The sequence below is a fragment of the Shewanella hanedai genome (assembly GCF_007197645.1).
Taxonomy (GTDB): Bacteria; Pseudomonadota; Gammaproteobacteria; order Enterobacterales; family Shewanellaceae; genus Shewanella; species Shewanella hanedai.
Window position 1 is genome coordinate 35,398 of sequence record NZ_VKGK01000001.1, and the last position, 17,210, is coordinate 52,607.

12 protein-coding genes are annotated in these 17,210 nt (G+C 43.7%); 9 read left to right on the forward strand and 3 right to left on the reverse strand.

What is annotated here, in order from left to right:
• Window positions 1–481: 481 nt before the first annotated feature.
• The 5 genes from FN961_RS00150 (at window position 482) to FN961_RS00170 (ending at window position 10,812) form a co-directional block, all read left to right on the forward strand.
• On the forward strand, window positions 482–3,649 hold the full coding sequence (locus FN961_RS00150) for an HD domain-containing phosphohydrolase (RefSeq protein ID WP_143562529.1): 3,168 nt from the start codon (window positions 482–484) through the stop codon (window positions 3,647–3,649).
• 224 nt (window positions 3,650–3,873) lie between these two features.
• Window positions 3,874–7,077, forward strand: coding sequence for an HD domain-containing phosphohydrolase (locus FN961_RS00155; RefSeq protein WP_143562530.1), 3,204 nt, complete (start codon window positions 3,874–3,876; stop codon window positions 7,075–7,077).
• A gap of 65 nt (window positions 7,078–7,142) precedes the next feature.
• Window positions 7,143–8,648, forward strand: coding sequence for a cytochrome-c peroxidase (locus FN961_RS00160; RefSeq protein ID WP_143562531.1), 1,506 nt, complete (start codon window positions 7,143–7,145; stop codon window positions 8,646–8,648).
• Window positions 8,649–8,867: 219 nt separating this feature from the next.
• Window positions 8,868–10,034, forward strand: coding sequence for a BamA/TamA family outer membrane protein (locus FN961_RS00165; RefSeq protein WP_143562532.1), 1,167 nt, complete (start codon window positions 8,868–8,870; stop codon window positions 10,032–10,034).
• A 46-nt stretch (window positions 10,035–10,080) separates the two neighbouring features.
• On the forward strand, window positions 10,081–10,812 hold the full coding sequence (locus tag FN961_RS00170; RefSeq protein ID WP_373293440.1) for a hypothetical protein: 732 nt from the start codon (window positions 10,081–10,083) through the stop codon (window positions 10,810–10,812).
• A gap of 312 nt (window positions 10,813–11,124) precedes the next feature.
• Here FN961_RS00170 and accC read toward each other — a convergent pair whose 3' ends face one another.
• The 3 genes from accC to aroQ form a co-directional block, all read right to left on the reverse strand.
• The gene (gene accC, locus FN961_RS00175; RefSeq protein ID WP_143562533.1) at window positions 11,125–12,501 is read right to left on the reverse strand and encodes an acetyl-CoA carboxylase biotin carboxylase subunit; all 1,377 of its coding nucleotides are present in this window, start codon (window positions 12,499–12,501) and stop codon (window positions 11,125–11,127) included.
• 70 nt (window positions 12,502–12,571) lie between these two features.
• Window positions 12,572–13,042 carry an acetyl-CoA carboxylase biotin carboxyl carrier protein gene (gene accB, locus FN961_RS00180; RefSeq protein ID WP_143562534.1) on the reverse strand — a complete coding sequence of 157 codons (471 nt, stop codon included), beginning with the start codon at window positions 13,040–13,042 and terminating at the stop codon, window positions 12,572–12,574.
• Between the two features lie 53 nt (window positions 13,043–13,095).
• Window positions 13,096–13,545, reverse strand: a complete 450-nt coding sequence (gene aroQ / locus FN961_RS00185) for a type II 3-dehydroquinate dehydratase (RefSeq protein WP_143562535.1) — start codon at window positions 13,543–13,545, stop codon at window positions 13,096–13,098.
• Between the two features lie 355 nt (window positions 13,546–13,900).
• Here aroQ and FN961_RS25695 point away from each other — a divergent pair, with 355 nt between their 5' ends.
• From FN961_RS25695 to FN961_RS00200, 4 genes are all read left to right on the forward strand, one after another.
• Window positions 13,901–14,041, forward strand: a complete 141-nt coding sequence (locus tag FN961_RS25695) for a hypothetical protein (protein WP_185972669.1) — start codon at window positions 13,901–13,903, stop codon at window positions 14,039–14,041.
• Window positions 14,042–14,045: 4 nt separating this feature from the next.
• On the forward strand, window positions 14,046–15,251 hold the full coding sequence (locus FN961_RS00190; RefSeq protein WP_143562536.1) for a lanthionine synthetase C family protein: 1,206 nt from the start codon (window positions 14,046–14,048) through the stop codon (window positions 15,249–15,251).
• 407 nt (window positions 15,252–15,658) lie between these two features.
• Window positions 15,659–15,976, forward strand: a complete 318-nt coding sequence (locus tag FN961_RS00195) for an antibiotic biosynthesis monooxygenase family protein (protein ID WP_143562537.1) — start codon at window positions 15,659–15,661, stop codon at window positions 15,974–15,976.
• 689 nt (window positions 15,977–16,665) lie between these two features.
• Window positions 16,666–17,154, forward strand: coding sequence for a hypothetical protein (locus FN961_RS00200; protein ID WP_143562538.1), 489 nt, complete (start codon window positions 16,666–16,668; stop codon window positions 17,152–17,154).
• Window positions 17,155–17,210: the final 56 nt, after the last annotated feature.

Genomic DNA, 17,210 nt, shown 5'->3' on the forward strand with positions numbered 1-17,210 from the left:
TTAGCGTGATAATTGTACTTGAAATATAAGCAAGATCATTAAATGACGTACTTATATTACGCTTAGCAAGGTGATTTGTAATACATTAGTGGGATTTACTTCGTCGAACATGATGAAGAGAGCATTTTCATCTGTACTAATCTGCATGGTTTGATGAGCTTCAGAGTGATATTCAATGTCTCTCAGTTATTCCTGCGACGATGAATTTTTTGGGTAGTACTTTAAAAACAAACCAGAAAGAATCCCCTTAGTTAGCGCCCATTTTTAGCTTCATTTCATCATTAAAAATCTACGCGGAATATATTTGTCTTTAATGGTGACTCCTCAAGCTTCGAATTCCCCTTAAACTACATCGACATAAGTATTAAATCCTTATTTTTAATGTGGAATTAGTTTTTTATACTGGGTTTATTCGTTGACTTGGGTTGGTTATTTTATAGACTAGTTAGCCTTCGAGGAGTTGGGTTTATAGGGAGATAAGATGTTTTCTGTTGTGGAGTACGAGAATAAGCGGGTCTCAATACGTTTTACTGTGGTCAGCATTTTTATCTTTGCCACTGTGTTAACTTCAACTATTGCCATCAGCCTTCAATATTACTTCAGTCAATCCATGGCAACGGAATCCGCACTTAAACATTTTGACCTCGATGCAAAACATATGAGTCAGTATTTGTCTCAACTCGATACTGAAGCTGTGAATATCACTAAACTGCTTTCAGGTTTAGATCAGTTAATTGAAGATGATCATTTTAACCGTAAGGCACTATATACGTTTGCCGAACTCATGCGGAGTAATCCTATATATTTTGGCGTTAATGTGGGTTTACCTAACGGTGATTTCTATCAGTTAATCAATCTTGATGTTTTTCCTCCTTCGAGAGTAAAATCCTTTTCAATTCCCTCTGATCGATGGCTATTTTCATTTATTACTGGTAAAGGTGAACATCGAATAAGGCAATTTATCTACCTTAATGATGAGCTTCAAGAACGGATCGTCAAAGAGGAGGTCACTGTTTATGATCCTAGAGTAAGGCCTTGGTTTATTAATGCTGATATAGGGAATGTTTCCAGAACTCAGCCTTATTTATTTGACTCGATTCAATCACCTGGTAAGACCTACTCTATCCAACTGCCTGATGCTTCAGGTGCTGTTTTGGGAATGGATATTACCCTCGAGACTTTTTCTAAATACCTCAGTGCGGTTGGCCAGAATATCAGTGGGGGATCAGCAAATGAAGTGTACGTATATAAGCCTTCCGGTGAGATTATTTCGTCTAACCAGAAAAAGTCAGATCAGATCAAAATTCCTCAATCATCCCCACTGGCATTATCCCAAGCCCAGCATGCTTTTGTTGATAACTCATTGCTATTGAGGGTCTCAAATGAGACCGATTGGCCGCCAATAGATTTTGCAATATCAGGCCAACCCCACGGCTACGCGGTTGACGTGATGGAGCTTATCTCTCAGATGACAAATTTACATTTTTCCTATGTCAACGGCTTGAGTTGGAAGGGGCTGGTAGATGCCTATAAAACGGGAAAGATAGAGCTGCTGCAATCAGTCATTATGACTGACGAAAATCGAGATCTTGGCGTGTTTAGTGAGCCATTTCTTACCTTGTCCTATTCTGTGGTTACCGTAGAAGGATTACAACCGATTACACACATCTCAGAGCTTGAAGGACATAAGATTGCAGTGCCAGTTGATTGGCTGATTATTAAGTATATTAAACATTATTTCCCCGATATAGAGTTCGTTGAATATGCTTCTACTCATGAGTGCTTTAATGCAGTGAGGCGAGGGGAGGTGATGGCAGCATTAGATACTGGGATAAACTTACGCTATACAGCACGGCAATTCTTTATTGAAAATTTGATGTTCCATGATGACTTGTCCTTTTCCCCCTACAGCATCCCCAATGGGCTGAGAATCTTAGCGAAACATAAGCCGCTAATCGAGATCATTAATTTGGCATTAGCCAATATCACGCCTGAGCAGAAAAAGGCCTTAAAGTTGAAATGGATTGATAGCAGCTCACTTCGCCAACCGATGAAAACAATGGGAGTGGTTCCCTATAAAGCCCTAATCGATATCGGGGCAGACAGTCAGCAGCACAATAAATTACATAAGCTGATGATTAACGGAATTGAGCAATTTGTGTATGTCACAGCATTTGCGAGTGGCCAGTCTATGCTTGGGATTGTGGTGCCCAGCGAGATTATTTTAGCTCCCAGTACGCATAAAGTGTTGACCTCAATCTTTATCACCGCAGTGTGCATGTTGACGTTTTTGCCTATTGCTTGGGTATTTTCAAATCCTATCATCAAACCTATCAATCTATTGTGCCATGAGAATGTGAAGATAAAGCTTCGCGATTATGATTCAGTGATCAAAGTGAGTACCCGAATTAAAGAGTTGGATGAACTCTCTGACTCCATGTTGGAGATGGCAGAAGCTCATAAAGAGTATGAAGCATCTCAAAAGGCATTAATTGAGGCGATAATTAGGTTAATTGCACAGGCAGTGGATGATAAATCCCCCTATACGGCAGGGCACTGTAATCGCGTTCCTGAACTTGGCTTGATGCTGGCAAATGCGGCCCATAAAGCAAATAGTGGCCCTTTTAAATCGTTCAGTTTTAAGAATGAAGATGAACATAGAGAATTTAGAATCGCTGCTTGGCTACATGACTGTGGCAAAATTACTACCCCTGAGCATATTGTGGATAAGGGAACCAAGCTTGAAGCAAATTATAACCGTATCCATGAGATCCGCATGCGATTTGAGGTGTTGTGGCGCGATGCAGAGATCAGCTATTTAACCTTGTTAGCTGACTCGCCAGAAAGTGAAGATGTGTTACGTGAGCAATTGAACGCGAAGTATGTGCAGCTTAAACTGGATTTTGAGTTTATTGCCAATGCCAATATTGGTGGTGAGTTTATGAGTCAAGAGCATAAGGACCGTTTAGCTTTACTTGCTAATGTGACGTGGAAGCGTCATTTTGACGATAGACTCGGGCTATCACCCTTCGAGGAGCTTCGCTTTAACGAGCCAACGACGGAAGTCAGCTATCCGGTCACCGAACAGCTGTTACGAGACAAGCCTGAGCATATTGTCAAACGTCTCAAAAAGGTGGAGTTTGATCCTAAGTTTGGTATCAAGATGGAGATCCCAGAACATCAATACAATCTAGGTGAGCTGTATAACTTGTCGATATCCAGAGGCACGTTAACCGCTGAAGATAGGTATAAGATTAATGAGCACATCATCAGCACCATTAAAATGCTGGAGAGTTTGCCTTTTCCTCCCGAACTTGCGCGAGTTCCTCGATATGCATCGACTCACCATGAGACTCTTAAGGGAACTGGTTATCCTAGAAAACTCACCGGTGATGATCTTTCGATACCGGAGCGAATTCTTGTCATCGCTGATATTTTTGAAGCATTAACGGCAGTCGATAGACCCTATAAAAAGGCTAAACCTATCAGTGTTGCGGTGGATATTTTGCATAAGATGGCATTGGATGAACATCTCGATATTGAGCTGTTCAGGTTCTTCCTTTCAACCGGTATTTACCTTGAATATGCGAATAAGTTTCTTGATGCTTCTCAAATTGATGAGGTCGATATTAGTCAATATTTAAGTTGATACTAACTAATAAAAACGATGAAAAAGTATAAATTGATTTTTTAGATGAGGTGTTCCAATTATATGGCTGTGTTAACTCCGAGAGGTGGGATAGAAGGTATATATCTATATTAGCATGATTTAGTTAGTTATTTTTTAACTTTAGGCTATTGGTCTAGGTTGACTTGTTGCCAACCTGTTATAAAATGTTCCTTTCAGGGATTGAATGACAAAGTAGGGATGCTATGAGCGCTGCGACTAAAGTCAGTAATAAGCGATTTACTATTCGTTTCACTGTGGTGGGGATCTTTATTTTAGCCACCGTAGTGACCGCTTCCATCGCCATCGGTTTGCAATATTATTTTAGTACAGCCATGGCCACCGAATCAGCAGTAAAGCTTTACAACCTAACCGCTAAAAACACCAGCAACTACCTCACCCAAGTTGATAAGCGGGCTATTAATACCACTCAGCTGCTCTCAAACTTTGATGATCTCGTGGTTGATGGGGCTTTTAACTCTGAGGCACAACAAGCCTTTGCTCAAGTGATGCGAACCAATTCACTGTTCTACGCCATCTATATCGGTATGCCCAACGGTGATTTTTATGAATTGATTAACCTTGAGGCTCATCCAATTATCCGAACCCAGCTTGATGCATCCCATTTAGATCGCTGGGTGATCATCAGTATTAGTGGTGAAGGAGCGCTTCGACAGCGAGAGCAGTCTTATTTAGATGAGGACTTTAACCTGCGTGTCACACGCAGTGAACTCAGCGATTTTGATGCGCGTGTAAGGCCATGGTTTGTTAATTCAAATAGTGAGACCGTATCTAAAACAGAACCTTACTTATTCCAGCATCTGCAGTCCCCTGGTCAAACCTACTCGATAAAGTTGGCAGAATCTGGTGCTGTACTGGCATTGGATATCGCGCTTTCAACGGTATCTGATTTCCTCGTGATGCAGGGGGAAGATGAGAATGGCCTCGCAGAGAAGAAGATCTACCTTTATAAACAAAGTGGTGAGCTGATTGCATCGAATCAAGTGCAAACAAGCACCATTGAAATACCAGCCTCTAACAAGCTAGTGTTGAGTGCAAAACAGCGCGAGCTGGTGGCAATGACAGAACCACTGTCAGTGTCTAATGAAACGGATTGGGCGCCCATCGACTTTGCCATATCTGGAATGCCTCAAGGTTACAGTATCGATCTGCTTCATTTAGTCTCAGAGATGACCGGATTACGATTGCGCTATATCAATGGCTTTAGCTGGAGTGAATTGACGGAAAATTATAAAGCGAAAGAGTTAGACCTGCTTCACTCTGTGATTAAAACCGATGAAACAAGTCTATTAGGTGAATTTAGTCAGCCGTTTCTTGAGCTTCCTTTTGCAGTCGTTACCCAAGAAGGGACGCCGCAAATCGATCATATCAAGCAGTTGCAAGGCAAGCAGGTGGCGATCCCGACAGGCTGGTCCATCATCGAAGTGATTAGACAACACTACCCTCAGATAGAGATCGTTGAGTTGCCTTCGACCTATGCAATATTACATGCGGTGGAGCAGGGTGAGGTGTTTGCTGCTCTGGATAGCAGCATTATATTGCACTACACAGCAAAGCAATTTTTTGTTGAGGAGCTCCAATATCATGAGCAACTTGATTTTTCTCCTGTCGCAGTGGACACCGGTTTGCATATTGTTATGCCGAGTCAGGAGGCTGATATTATCGAGGTGTTCAACCTAGCACTCGCCAATATAAGCCCTGAGCAAACTCAAGCTTTAAGAGTGAAGTGGTTTGGTGAAGGGGAGAAGAAGATACTGTCGACTCAAGGAACGGTTCCCTTTGAGGTGTTGATCGACATGGCCAATGAGCCAAAAGATCAAAAAACATTAATTCGTCGTGAGTTAAATGGCGTTGAAGAGTTTATCTACGTCACTCCGTTTGGTGACACATTATCCGGAAACCAAGAGTACTTTGCCATTGTCGTCCCGATGGAGAAGTTACTGGCAACCAGCATCGATAAAGTGCAGCAATCTATTCTATTTACCAGTTTATGTTTGTTGTTTATTCTTCCCATTTCTTGGTTGTTCTCATCGCCAATTATCCGACCGATTAAGTTATTGGCGATTGAGAATGAAAAGATAAAAAATCGTCAATATGATGAGGTGAAAAATGTAGACTCCAATATCTCTGAGCTGGATGAATTGGCGAACTCTATGATGGATATGTCTCGCTCCATTCAACTCTATGAAGAGAATCAAAAGGCCTTGATGGAGTCATTCATCAAACTAATAGCCCAAGCCATTGATGATAAATCCCCTTATACCGCTGGACACTGTAATCGTGTGCCTGAACTTGGATTGATGCTAGCGGAGGCGGCTCAACAATCTGAACTGACTCCCTTTAAAGACTTTAAATTTAACTCAGATGATGAACATCGAGAGTTCAGAATTGCGGCTTGGTTGCACGATTGTGGCAAGATCACCACGCCAGAATACATTGTCGATAAAGGCACTAAACTCGAAGCGGTTTATAACCGTATTCACGAAGTTCGCATGCGTTTTGAAGTGTTATGGCGTGATGCCGAAATTGATCACCTAAAAAGAGCCGCTTCAGGATCAGAGCCGAGTGAGCTGCAGTTGGCGGAGTTGGTACATAAACAGAATCAATTGCGTCAGAACTTTGAATTTATCGCCAACGCGAATGTTGGCGGTGAGTTTATGGATCAGGCGGATAAGGAGCGACTCGCTGAGCTTGCCGCCATCACTTGGGAGCGTCATTTCGACGACAGACTAGGGCTTTCACCTGTCGAAGAACTCAACTTAAGTCAGCAAGATACTAAGGTAAGTTACCCTGTTACAGAAGCGCTACTAAGAGATAAAAGCGAGCATGTCATTAAGCGTGCTAACAAGGTGGAGTTTGACCCTAAATTTGGTATTAAGATGGATATCCCTGAGCATCAATATAACTTAGGTGAGCTTTATAACCTCTCGATCTCTAGGGGAACCCTGACAGCAGAAGACAGATTTAAAATTAATGAACATGTCACCAGCACGATAAAAATGCTGGAAAATCTTCCTTTTCCGCCAGAGTTAGCTCGCGTGCCTCGCTATGCTTCTACTCATCACGAGACCTTAAAAGGCACTGGTTACCCTCGAAAATTGAGCGCTAAAGATTTATCGATCCCAGAACGAATTCTTGTTGTGGCAGATATTTTTGAAGCCTTGACCGCAGCCGACAGACCCTACAAAAAGGCGAAGCCTCTCAGTGTGGCTATCGATATACTTTACAAGATGGCACTGGATGAACACTTAGATATGGACTTATTTAAGCTGTTTTTATCGAGCGGGATCTATCTCGAATATGCCCATAAATTCCTCGATGAAGCGCAGATAAATAATGTGGATGTGGCTAAATATCTAAATGGAGAACCAATGCGTAAAAGTGCTTAGGTGGCAAATTCTTCCACTACTCACTAAGTTTAATAAACCAAGGAATGCAACACTGTAGGGATACTATGAGAGTTAATTATTTACTGTTTGTACTCAGTACCAGTGCGTTATTGAGCGCGTGTTCGGATAACAATAACGATAGTCAGGCTGATGCCGCAGCAGAGCAAGCGGCTGTGACGAGTGCGCTAAGAGAAGAAATAACACAACAGTCACTGAGTGGCGATCCCAGTTTGAATAGAATTGTGCCAGATGCTAGTAGTCCGCTTGCTGTGCTAGGTATGCAGCTTTTTTACAGTCAGGCATTGAGTGGTGACATGGATACGGCTTGTGTCAGTTGTCACCATCCTGAGATGGGAGGCGGTGATAATCTAGCGCTCTCCATTGGGGTTGAAGCTGTTGCTCCCTTGCTATTAGGCCCAGGTCGAGAGCATAGCTCATCGGGACATGATTACGATGGTGGTCCCACGGTGCCAAGAAATGCGCCCACCACCTTTAATATTGCGCTGTGGGATAAAGCGATATTTCATGATGGCCGGCTTGAAAGCATGCAAGGCACTGAAAACATGAACGGTGAAGGCACCAGCATTGTGTCACCGGATTCGCCGGACAGAACCACGCCTGATGAGGGGACTATTAACCTTACCGCAACGCAAGCTATGTTTCCTGTGACCTCTAGTGAAGAGATGAAAGGCCATCACTTTCAGGAATATGATAATGAACAGATCCGTCAATATCTGGTTGAGCGTTTGCGAGGAGAAACCGATGAGCTTGTCACTAATGAGTGGCTAGCAGCGTTTCAGTTAGGGTTGCAGCAGCCTGATGGAACCGCAGAAAGTCTTATCACCCAAACTAATATGTTTACTGCGATTGGCGAGTATGAGCGCTCTCAGGTTTTTGTTAATAGTCCCTGGAAAGCATTTGTAGAGGGGGATGACAATGCCATTGATCTCGCCAGTAAACAGGGAGCCCTGTTATTCTTTAAATCTAAAGAGGAGGGCGGCGCAAATTGTGCGAGTTGTCACAAGGGGGATTTTTTCACCGATGAGCAGTACCACAATATCGCTATGGTACAGGTTGGTCGTGGTAAAGGAGATGGCGAGAGTGGCAGTAATGATTTTGGCCGCTTTAAAGTGACCCAGCTTGAAAGTGACAAATTTGCCTTTCGTACACCAAGCCTATTGAACATCGCCAAGATGGGGCCTTATGGCCATGCTGGTGGTTATCTCTCGCTGGAGGCGACTGTCAGGCATCATCTGAATGCCAGTGATGCCGTTTATAACTATGACATCGCAGCGAATATTGAGCAGGTTGGCGTGCAAACTCAAGAGATGTTGAATAATACCTTAGCGGCACTGCATAAGCTTAATGCCGACCGCAATGCTGGCGTAGAAGGGATTTTGCAGGATAAAGAACTTAATGATGAAGAGATTGGTCAATTAATCTCATTTCTACATAGTCTAACCGACAGCTGTATTGCTGATGCCGAGAATACTCAATGCCTTGCGCCCTGGGTACCTAGCGATGATATTGCCGATCCTGATGGTCTAAGACTAGAAGCGGTAATGAGGTAGTCACCTTTATCTAGATAGGGGGACCTCTTCCCCTATCTCTCCGCTTAGTTCTTAATTAATTCCCTTTCTGCCAAGTCCTACACATGCGTGTTTTTTACTAAATTAAACAAATTAATTGTTCATGATCGATGTCATGTTAAAATGCCCGCGGCAAGTCAAATGGCTGCTAGATAGACCGCTTAGCGTCTCCCTTATTCCTCATCATTGATTAGAGTCTTTATGAAACGGATTTTACTGTTAACTTTATGCGCTTTTTCTAACGCGGCTCTCGCTGTAGAACCTCTGTTTGAAACACCAGAAAATATGGAACCAACATGGGTTGATGACATTTTGTCAGTCTTTGGTGCCGATGGTGAGTTTGATGAAAGCAAAGCCATTGATATGAGTTATCTGCCAACCGCATATTACACACCAGAGAAAAAGTTTGGCGTGGGTCTTTTGATGGTAGGGTTATATAAAACCGACAATGCATCGAGTGAAGAGCAGCCATCATCATTAGTGTTAAATTCGTTTGTATCGATGAACAACTCCTATGGCGTTGAAGTTGAAAATATGACGTTTTTTAACCAAGGTAAGCAGCGATTATTGCTGGAGCTAGAGCTGCATAATGAAGCGTCGGTTTATTACGGCCAAGGCATAGCACAAGGCGATTTGGACAGTAATCACCATGAGTTTGAAGAGCAGTTATACAGCTTCAAGCCACGTTGGATGACAGAAGTTGCGGATAACTATTTCATTGGTGTCGGTGCTAACTTTATCTACGCCAGTGCAGACCAATTTCAGTTAGCAGAAACCGAAGTTCCTGTGGACTCAACCGATATCTTACCTAACAACGTGAGCTCAGGTGTCGTGGTGACCAGTATCTACGATTCACGAGATTACCGCTTGAATGCCACCAAAGGTTGGTTATTTCAAATTGATGCAGGTTTATATCAAAACAATGAATACTCATCATTTTCGACCTACGATGTTGAGCTTGCCAACTATATTGACCTGAGTTCTGTCTCTGGACTAAGTTCAGCGCCAGGACTTATTGCGTGGCAAGTACAAGGTCATTTTACCGATGGCGATGTGCCTTGGAATTTACTGCCTGATCTTGGTGGCTCTAATGCCATGCGCGGATACATCAAAGGGCGTTACCGTGATGAGCAGATGATGATGGGGCAAGTTGAGTATCGCTTACCTATATTCCAACGCTATGGCATGGTCTTTTGGGGCGCAGCAGGTAGCGTAGCGCCTAAGATAGGTGATCTGACGGAGGAGTTATTAACCTCTTATGGCACTGGATTTCGTTTTAAAATTAAAGACAATATCAATCTTCGCCTAGACGTTGGTGTGGGTGAAAATGAAACCAATTTCTACCTAAATGTGAATGAAGTTTTCTAGCATGACACCGACCTGCTTCAGTGCTAATGCGTTCACTTTCTTGCTGATGTTAGCGCCACTGGCATTTACTAATGTAGTTTCTGCAAGTGAACAAGAAGAGCATCAGCAAGAAAATGAGATAACACAGTGCAGCCGCACCTCGAATTATGCCATTTATCTCAGTGGCATAAATGTGGGCACCATGAACAGAACTGAGACATGGCAGGGAAAGACTGCGGTCGTCACCTCAACCAGTGAAGCCAGTATTTTAGGTATAGGTACTCATTATCAGCAGCGTGCAGAGTTATCTTGGTCAAATGCCCGCAATGAATGGCTAACCGACACCTTTCATCAAAAAGTGACCGGATTTCGCTCGAGAGACATGGAGGTGACTTTTGCCAATCATGGCCTCGAGTCACGGGTTGATATTGATGGTGATATCGACACTTACACATCGAAGCAGATCCCTTTGCGAGATGTGGACACTTTGGCAATTCAAATTCGTGAATACTTGCTGCAAGGACGCCAACAATTCGCCTTAATCAGGCAAGCGTCAGATGCGATAGAGCCTTATCAGTTCTACGTTGAAGATGTACAAACTGCAGTCATAGAGCCATGGGGCGAGTTAACCTTAATTCCTGTTGTACAAACAGGGGCTGAAGACGTCACTTACTATTTTGCCCCTGCCATGGATTACCAATTAATCAAAGCCAAGTATCACGGCATCATACTCCAAGGCCTGATTGAACTTGATAGTTACAGCTCATCTTGTGAGCCAAGTTTGGCTCAATATCCTTGATGCTCTTAAGCCCTCATAAAAGCTATCCACCACAGAGGACAAGGAGAACCACGGAGAAAATCAACGGCTAAAAGCCTTTGGAAATCTTCAGCTCTTCTGTGCTTACTTAGTAGGTTGGGCTTTAGCCCATCAATAACTTATATCGTATATACAAACCTGACGGCATAAATGCCGACCTACAATAGAATAAGGCTTGAATCGCATATACATCTCTGCTTGACCCGTAAGCAAAGCGTTCCTGTAGCCATAGGCTATCCCGTAAGCGAAGGGTTCCGTACTCAAGAGAGTAGTCCTAGCAGGGTGAAGCCCGTTCTATAAACTCTCCTTCTTGCCTAAAATCTTCTCCTCAAGATAATGTATCGACTGTCCACCCTCTGAAAATCCTTCATCTTTTAGTATCTGTTGTAACAGTGGGATATTGGTTGCTATGCCTTCGATGATGATTTCGTTGAGGGCAGTTTGCATGCGGGCGATGGCTGCATCTCGTGTCGTGCCCCAAGTGATCAGTTTGCCTATCATTGAGTCGTAATAGGGCGGGACTGTGTAACCAGCATAGAGGTGAGAGTCCCAACGTACGCCGATGCCGCCGGGGGCATGAAAGGTGGTGATAGTTCCGGGGGATGGGATGAAGGTATTGGGGTCTTCGGCATTGATGCGGCACTCTATGCTGTGGCCGCAAAGCTGAACATCTTGCTGCTTGATAGTGAGCGGTTTACCCGCTGCTATCTCAAGTTGGGCTTGAATAAGGTCGACGTTGGTGACCATCTCGGTGATGGGGTGCTCAACCTGAATACGAGTATTCATCTCGATAAAATAAAACTCACCCTCTTCAAAGAGAAATTCGAAAGTACCAGCGCCGCGATAACCTATCTCAACACAAGCGTCGGCGCACTGTGAGCCTATCTGGTTGCGGGTGAGGCTATCTATCCCTAATGCGGGTGCTTCCTCTACGACTTTTTGATGTCTGCGCTGCATCGAACAATCACGCTCTCCAAGGTGTATCGCATTTCCTTGTCCGTCAGAGAGTATTTGGATTTCGATATGGCGAGGCTTTTGAAGGTATTTCTCCATATATACATCGCCATTAGCAAACGCGGCTTTGGCTTCGGCTTGGGTGAGTTCGATAGCCGATAGCAGTTCATCTTCATGGTGTACGACTCGCATGCCTCGTCCACCGCCACCTGCGGTAGCCTTAATGATCACCGGGTAGCCGATACGCTCGGCTATTGCTTGATTCAGTTGATGATTTTGAGTCAGCATGCCATCAGATCCGGGAACGGTGGGCACGCCTGCTTTTTTCATTGCGCTTATGGCTGAGACCTTGTCTCCCATCAGGCGTATCACATCGGCATTGGGACCGATAAAGGTAAAGCCGCAACGCTTAACTTGTTCTGCAAAATCGGCATTTTCGGACAAAAAACCATAGCCTGGGTGGATGGCATCGACACCCGTTTGCGATGCCGCACTGATGATGGCAGGGATATTGAGATAGCTATCGTGAGGTGAATGTTTGCCAATGCAGACGGTTTTATCTGCGTATCTTAGATGAAGCAGCTCCCTATCCGCAGTGGAATGAACCGTGACCGTCTCGATGCCTAGCGAATGACAGGCGCGCATTATCCTTAAGGCTATCTCGCCGCGATTTGCAATCAAAATGCGCTTCAGAGGACGTATTACTGGCTGCTTCATCGATCTTAATTCCCTTTAAAAGTGGGCTAAACACGCTTATCTCTTTGACTCATCACAGGCTATCAAATCTTCAATCTTCGATAACAATCAGGGCTTGATCGAACTCAACACCATCACCGTTCTCAACAAGAATTTTGCTGATGATACCTGAGCGTACCGCTTCTATCTGGTTCATCATCTTCATGGCTTCGATAATGCAGACCACATCGCCTTGCTCGACTCGTTGGCCAACTTCACACAAGGGTTCAGCGTCAGGTGAGGGGGAGAGGTAGAAGGTACCCACCATTGGTGAGATAACCGTGTTCTCTTCGTCAAAGTCGGCAATATCGTCTGTCTTTAACGGACTGTCAGTCGCGTTTGTCGCCGTGTTCACCGCTTGAGAGGGAGACGCAGAATAGACTTGCTGACTTGGCTGCTCCGGGTTGTGATGGGGAGCGTACTGGCAAATTCTTACGGACTCTTCACCCTCGGTGACCTCTAGCTCAGCGATACCTGATTCTTGTACTAACTCGATCAGCTTTTTTATTTTTCTAATGTCCATGGTCATTCCAATTAGGCGTTGGCATTCATTGTTAGGTTAATCGTTACAACGAGCTATGTAGGCGTATCTTGTAAGCGATTGATGGCTGACTTGAGGGCAAATTGGTACCCATCGGCACCTAAGCCACAGATAACACCAATGGCTTTATCCGAGAAGTAGGAGTGATGACGAAAAGGCTCTCGGGCATGAACATTGGATAGATGAACTTCGATAAAGGGGATCGCCACACCTAAAATAGCATCTCTTAAGGCAACGCTAGTATGAGTAAAAGCAGCAGGATTGATAATGATAAAATTAGCATCTGTATTGTGAATGGCATCAATCAATTCATGCTCTGCATTGGATTGAATATGATCCAGTTCAACATTGGCACTATTGGCCACATTTTTCATACTCTGAACAATACTGTCTAACGTATGGTGCCCGTAATGTCCCGGTTCACGACGCCCTAAAAGGTTCAAGTTAGGGCCGTTGACCAATAGAATTTTTGCTTTGCTACTCATATCAAAATCCTTTGAGAGTATTGATGAATAGTGCATTAAGGCACTGATAAAAATAATAGTCTGATTTCACCAGAAGTTGACGAAGATGTCGACACTTGACTGCTTTTTCGACGAAATTAGATAAAAGATAGCAGAAGCTTCGCCCTGCTATTATGGCACTGCGTGCCTGCGAGAATGTTCGCAAACTTTCTACGAGGACGCTTCGCTACGAGTAAAAGCTTCAAGAGATGGAAAGGCTTTGATAGTGCAACTGAATGTTGCTAACTTGTTGGGTGTACTGTGGGTGGTGAATCAATAATCCCTGGTTCGATTTCATTAGTCGCTAAAATGAAATAAATCTAATAAGGAAATGATGATGAGTTTTAAGTTATTCACCGCTATTGTGCTTGGGGTTACAGTGAGTCCATTTGGCGGTCAAGTTCTTGCTACTGAAGTGTCTAAGCACCTTTCAAGTTACATTGAACCTGAGCCAATTAAACGTAACCAAGTGGCTTAAATTTATGTTATTTGATCAATCTCGTCACGAGCCTCTGACCAAGTGTTTATGGGATGATGCTTTTGTAGAAGCAGAAATATTAACAATTATTGATGATATTGAGCGTTCGCTGTTGCCCGAGTCCTGCTGGCCTACACATCCGCTTGATGCGGAAAGTTATCCTAATGCTGGCCCTAAATGGTCAGCATACGCAGGAGCTGCCGGAACTATTCACGTATTACAAATCTTAAGTCGCTACGGTTATAGGGTTACAGATTTATCAGACATATTAGAAACCGTTTACCAATCTTTTTTGAAAAGCCCTGATGTTTCAGTTGAACCCGGCTTACAAATTGGTGAGCTTGGGATATTAATGCCTGCTATGTTAGCTCAGTCTAATAACGAGGTGTTATCAAGGCGCGTAATACGTTGCATGGAAGCGACGTTAGAACTACCCCTGTATGAGATCACTTCTGGGCAAAGCGGCATGATGCATGGGGCGTTGGCGCTGTATCGTAAAACCGGTGAAAACCATTGGAAAGAGTTGTACGTTAAAGGCGCAAAGACATTATTGGATAATTGGAAGTTGGATACAAATACCGGAGAGTGGCTTTGGCAAAGCCAAGTATTCGGCCCTAAGCGCCATTATTATGGTGCGTGTCACGGTTTAACTGGTAATGCCAATATATTGCTACAAGGTGTCGACTTACTGCCAAATGACCCTAGGGCAATGATCCTGAAACGTACGATTTCTACACTGAATATCTCAGTGGAACAAGATGATAACTTAGCGAACTGGAAACTCTGCACCAAGCCAAATATTGAGAAGTTACTTGTGCAATGGTGTCACGGTGCGGCAGGAATTGTTACAGCGATGGCAAGGACACCGCAAGATGATTCTCAATACTCCAAATTACTGGATCGTTTACTGCAAAAAACTGGTGAACTCGTATGGCAAGCAGGCCCTTTGGTAAAAGGGGCTAATATCTGCCACGGGACATCAGGTAACGGTTACGCTTTGTTATATCTATACCGAAGGACAGGTGATTCAATGTGGCTTGAGAGAGCAAGACTATTCGCCATACACGCCATTGAGCAGTGTCAGAAAGCCCGTTTAGTTTATGGACAAGGTCGATACACCTTATGGACCGGCGATGCTGGCCTAGCGATATATTTGTACCATTGCCTGCATCCTAAAGAGGCTGCAATACCAGGGTTAGATCTTTTTTAATGCTCTGAGCTTTTGTTTGTTGCTTCTCTCCGTGGCCCTCCGTGTTCTCTGTGGTGAATAGCTTTTGTCTTGGCGCTCGGGATTGCTAGAACGGCACTTGGTGTCTGCGAGAACGTTCGCAAGCTCACTGCTAGAGGGCTTTGCTGCGAGTAAAAGCTGAGACGAACGTCGCGTGCGACTTATCATGAGTAGGGAACGCGTTGCTTACGGAATAGCCTATGGCTACAGGAACGCGTTGCTTACAGTAAAAGCAAAGCTGAGGATTTGCCATCGCCGTCATCCTTGGCTTGTTCCTGGATCCAGTTTGAAGGTAAACCCTTGCTAAAAAATCATCACAAAATATATCTAAGTGCAAAATTGAACAAAACGAGTAATTCTACAGGCTGTTTATATGTCTAGGAGTACCAATGTCAGTCATCGCTAATACACCTAAACCTCCATATTTTGCAGTGATCTTTACATCCACGAGAACCGAGGGGGATAACGGTTATGGGAAAATAGCAGATAGAATGGTCGAGCTAGCCGAACTGCAACCTGGATTTTTGGGTATAGAATCAGCAAGAGAAGATGTGGGTATAACTGTTTCTTACTGGGCAGATCTCGATTCAATTAAAAATTGGAAAGCGAACTCAGAGCACTTAGAAGCTCAAAAAACGGGTCGTAAGTCTTGGTATGAATCTTTTAAAGTTCGTATTTCAAAAGTAGAGCGAGATTACGGGATATAATAATTCGTGATTATTGATGGCCGCTTTACGGTTTCCAATAACCTCCCTGTTAAACGGCCAGTTCGCTAGCCCTAGCTCTCGCTTATTAGCCATGGCTTTACCCTGCGAGGGCTGCTCACTTGAGTACGGAACGCGTTGCTCACGAAATAGCCTATGGCTACAGGAACGCTTGGCTTACAGTAAAAGCAAAACTGAGCATTTACCATTGCCGTCATCCCGGGCTTGTTCCGGGATCCATTCTTTTGAACTTAAGCGATGAAGGGCGGGCTGCTATAAATTCAAGAGATAAAGGCTTTAGTTGTTGCTGTTGCACTTCTCCGCGGCCCTCCTTGGTGAATAGCTTTTATCTTGGTGGTATTAAGGAAGAAGCAAAGATCATTCTCACCACGGAGGCTGCGCTACACGGAGTTCACGGAGAAAAGATGGAGGTAAATCAAAGGAAGTTCGTGGTGTAAAAAGAAAAAAATATGGATGCCCTGTCTTTTTCTTTAGGATGGCAACCTCAATTAGTAGCCTCTAGAAAGTATTTAGGATGGTAGAACAAAGAGGCTTATTATCTCTTCTGCCGCAGAGCTGCTTCGTTCAACAAGTCACTCAAAAGGTCAAATAACAGTTGGTTTTTGTTCCTTCGTCGCTTATTTTAACCAACTAATATTGCCTCCTAGTGAGGCGTTATGCATCAGGATACTATGAAGAAACTTATCGGACTTATCGCTGGCTTAATATTTGGGGCAACTGCTGTGGCACATGAGCAAGTTGATTTCAGAGTGGCAATTCCAGATACATGGAAGCTTGTATCTTATTCCACTGAAGAAAATTTGTGGACATACGAGTCACATGATGGAAGCCATCGGCTGATGGTATCTGTGCTTTACTACTCTCAAGAAACAAACCATTCTCAACAAGGACAGTTTTTGAATGATTTCATCAAAACTAGACAGGAGCAGTCTTCAAAAATTGAAACTGATATTCAGTTTAGCGAAACAGAAATCAAAGAATATGAAGCCGCTTGGGTCGCTAAGTTCAAGGAGTCATCTTCTAAGGGGCGGTTTGCATCTACCAAAGTAATTTCTTCAAAAATTGGTATTGCCAATTTTTACTTTGAATCAGTTTCTAGTAGTACATTTCATGAAGAAGTTAGTGATGAAATCCTAGCCACGACAGGGTTTTCAAGCTGAATGCATAACAAAAACAAGCAAAGGACGCATAACGGCTGTCACCGTTTTTGCTAAGA

Excerpts from the sequence above, each read along its gene's own strand:
- FN961_RS00155 (WP_143562530.1), top strand. The coding sequence starts at position 3,874 with ATGAGCGCTGCGACTAAAGTCAGTAATAAGCGATTTACTATTCGTTTC.
- FN961_RS00170 (WP_373293440.1), top strand. The coding sequence starts at position 10,081 with ATGTTAGCGCCACTGGCATTTACTAATGTAGTTTCTGCAAGTGAACAA.
- FN961_RS00190 (WP_143562536.1), top strand. The coding sequence starts at position 14,046 with ATGTTATTTGATCAATCTCGTCACGAGCCTCTGACCAAGTGTTTATGG.
- FN961_RS00200 (WP_143562538.1), top strand. The coding sequence starts at position 16,666 with ATGAAGAAACTTATCGGACTTATCGCTGGCTTAATATTTGGGGCAACT.
- accB (WP_143562534.1), bottom strand. The coding sequence starts at position 13,042 with ATGGACATTAGAAAAATAAAAAAGCTGATCGAGTTAGTACAAGAATCA.
- FN961_RS00160 (WP_143562531.1), top strand. The coding sequence starts at position 7,143 with ATGAGAGTTAATTATTTACTGTTTGTACTCAGTACCAGTGCGTTATTG.
- FN961_RS00150 (WP_143562529.1), top strand. The coding sequence starts at position 482 with ATGTTTTCTGTTGTGGAGTACGAGAATAAGCGGGTCTCAATACGTTTT.
- aroQ (WP_143562535.1), bottom strand. The coding sequence starts at position 13,545 with ATGAGTAGCAAAGCAAAAATTCTATTGGTCAACGGCCCTAACTTGAAC.
- accC (WP_143562533.1), bottom strand. The coding sequence starts at position 12,501 with ATGAAGCAGCCAGTAATACGTCCTCTGAAGCGCATTTTGATTGCAAAT.
- FN961_RS00195 (WP_143562537.1), top strand. The coding sequence starts at position 15,659 with ATGTCAGTCATCGCTAATACACCTAAACCTCCATATTTTGCAGTGATC.
- FN961_RS00165 (WP_143562532.1), top strand. The coding sequence starts at position 8,868 with ATGAAACGGATTTTACTGTTAACTTTATGCGCTTTTTCTAACGCGGCT.
- FN961_RS25695 (WP_185972669.1), top strand. The coding sequence starts at position 13,901 with ATGAGTTTTAAGTTATTCACCGCTATTGTGCTTGGGGTTACAGTGAGT.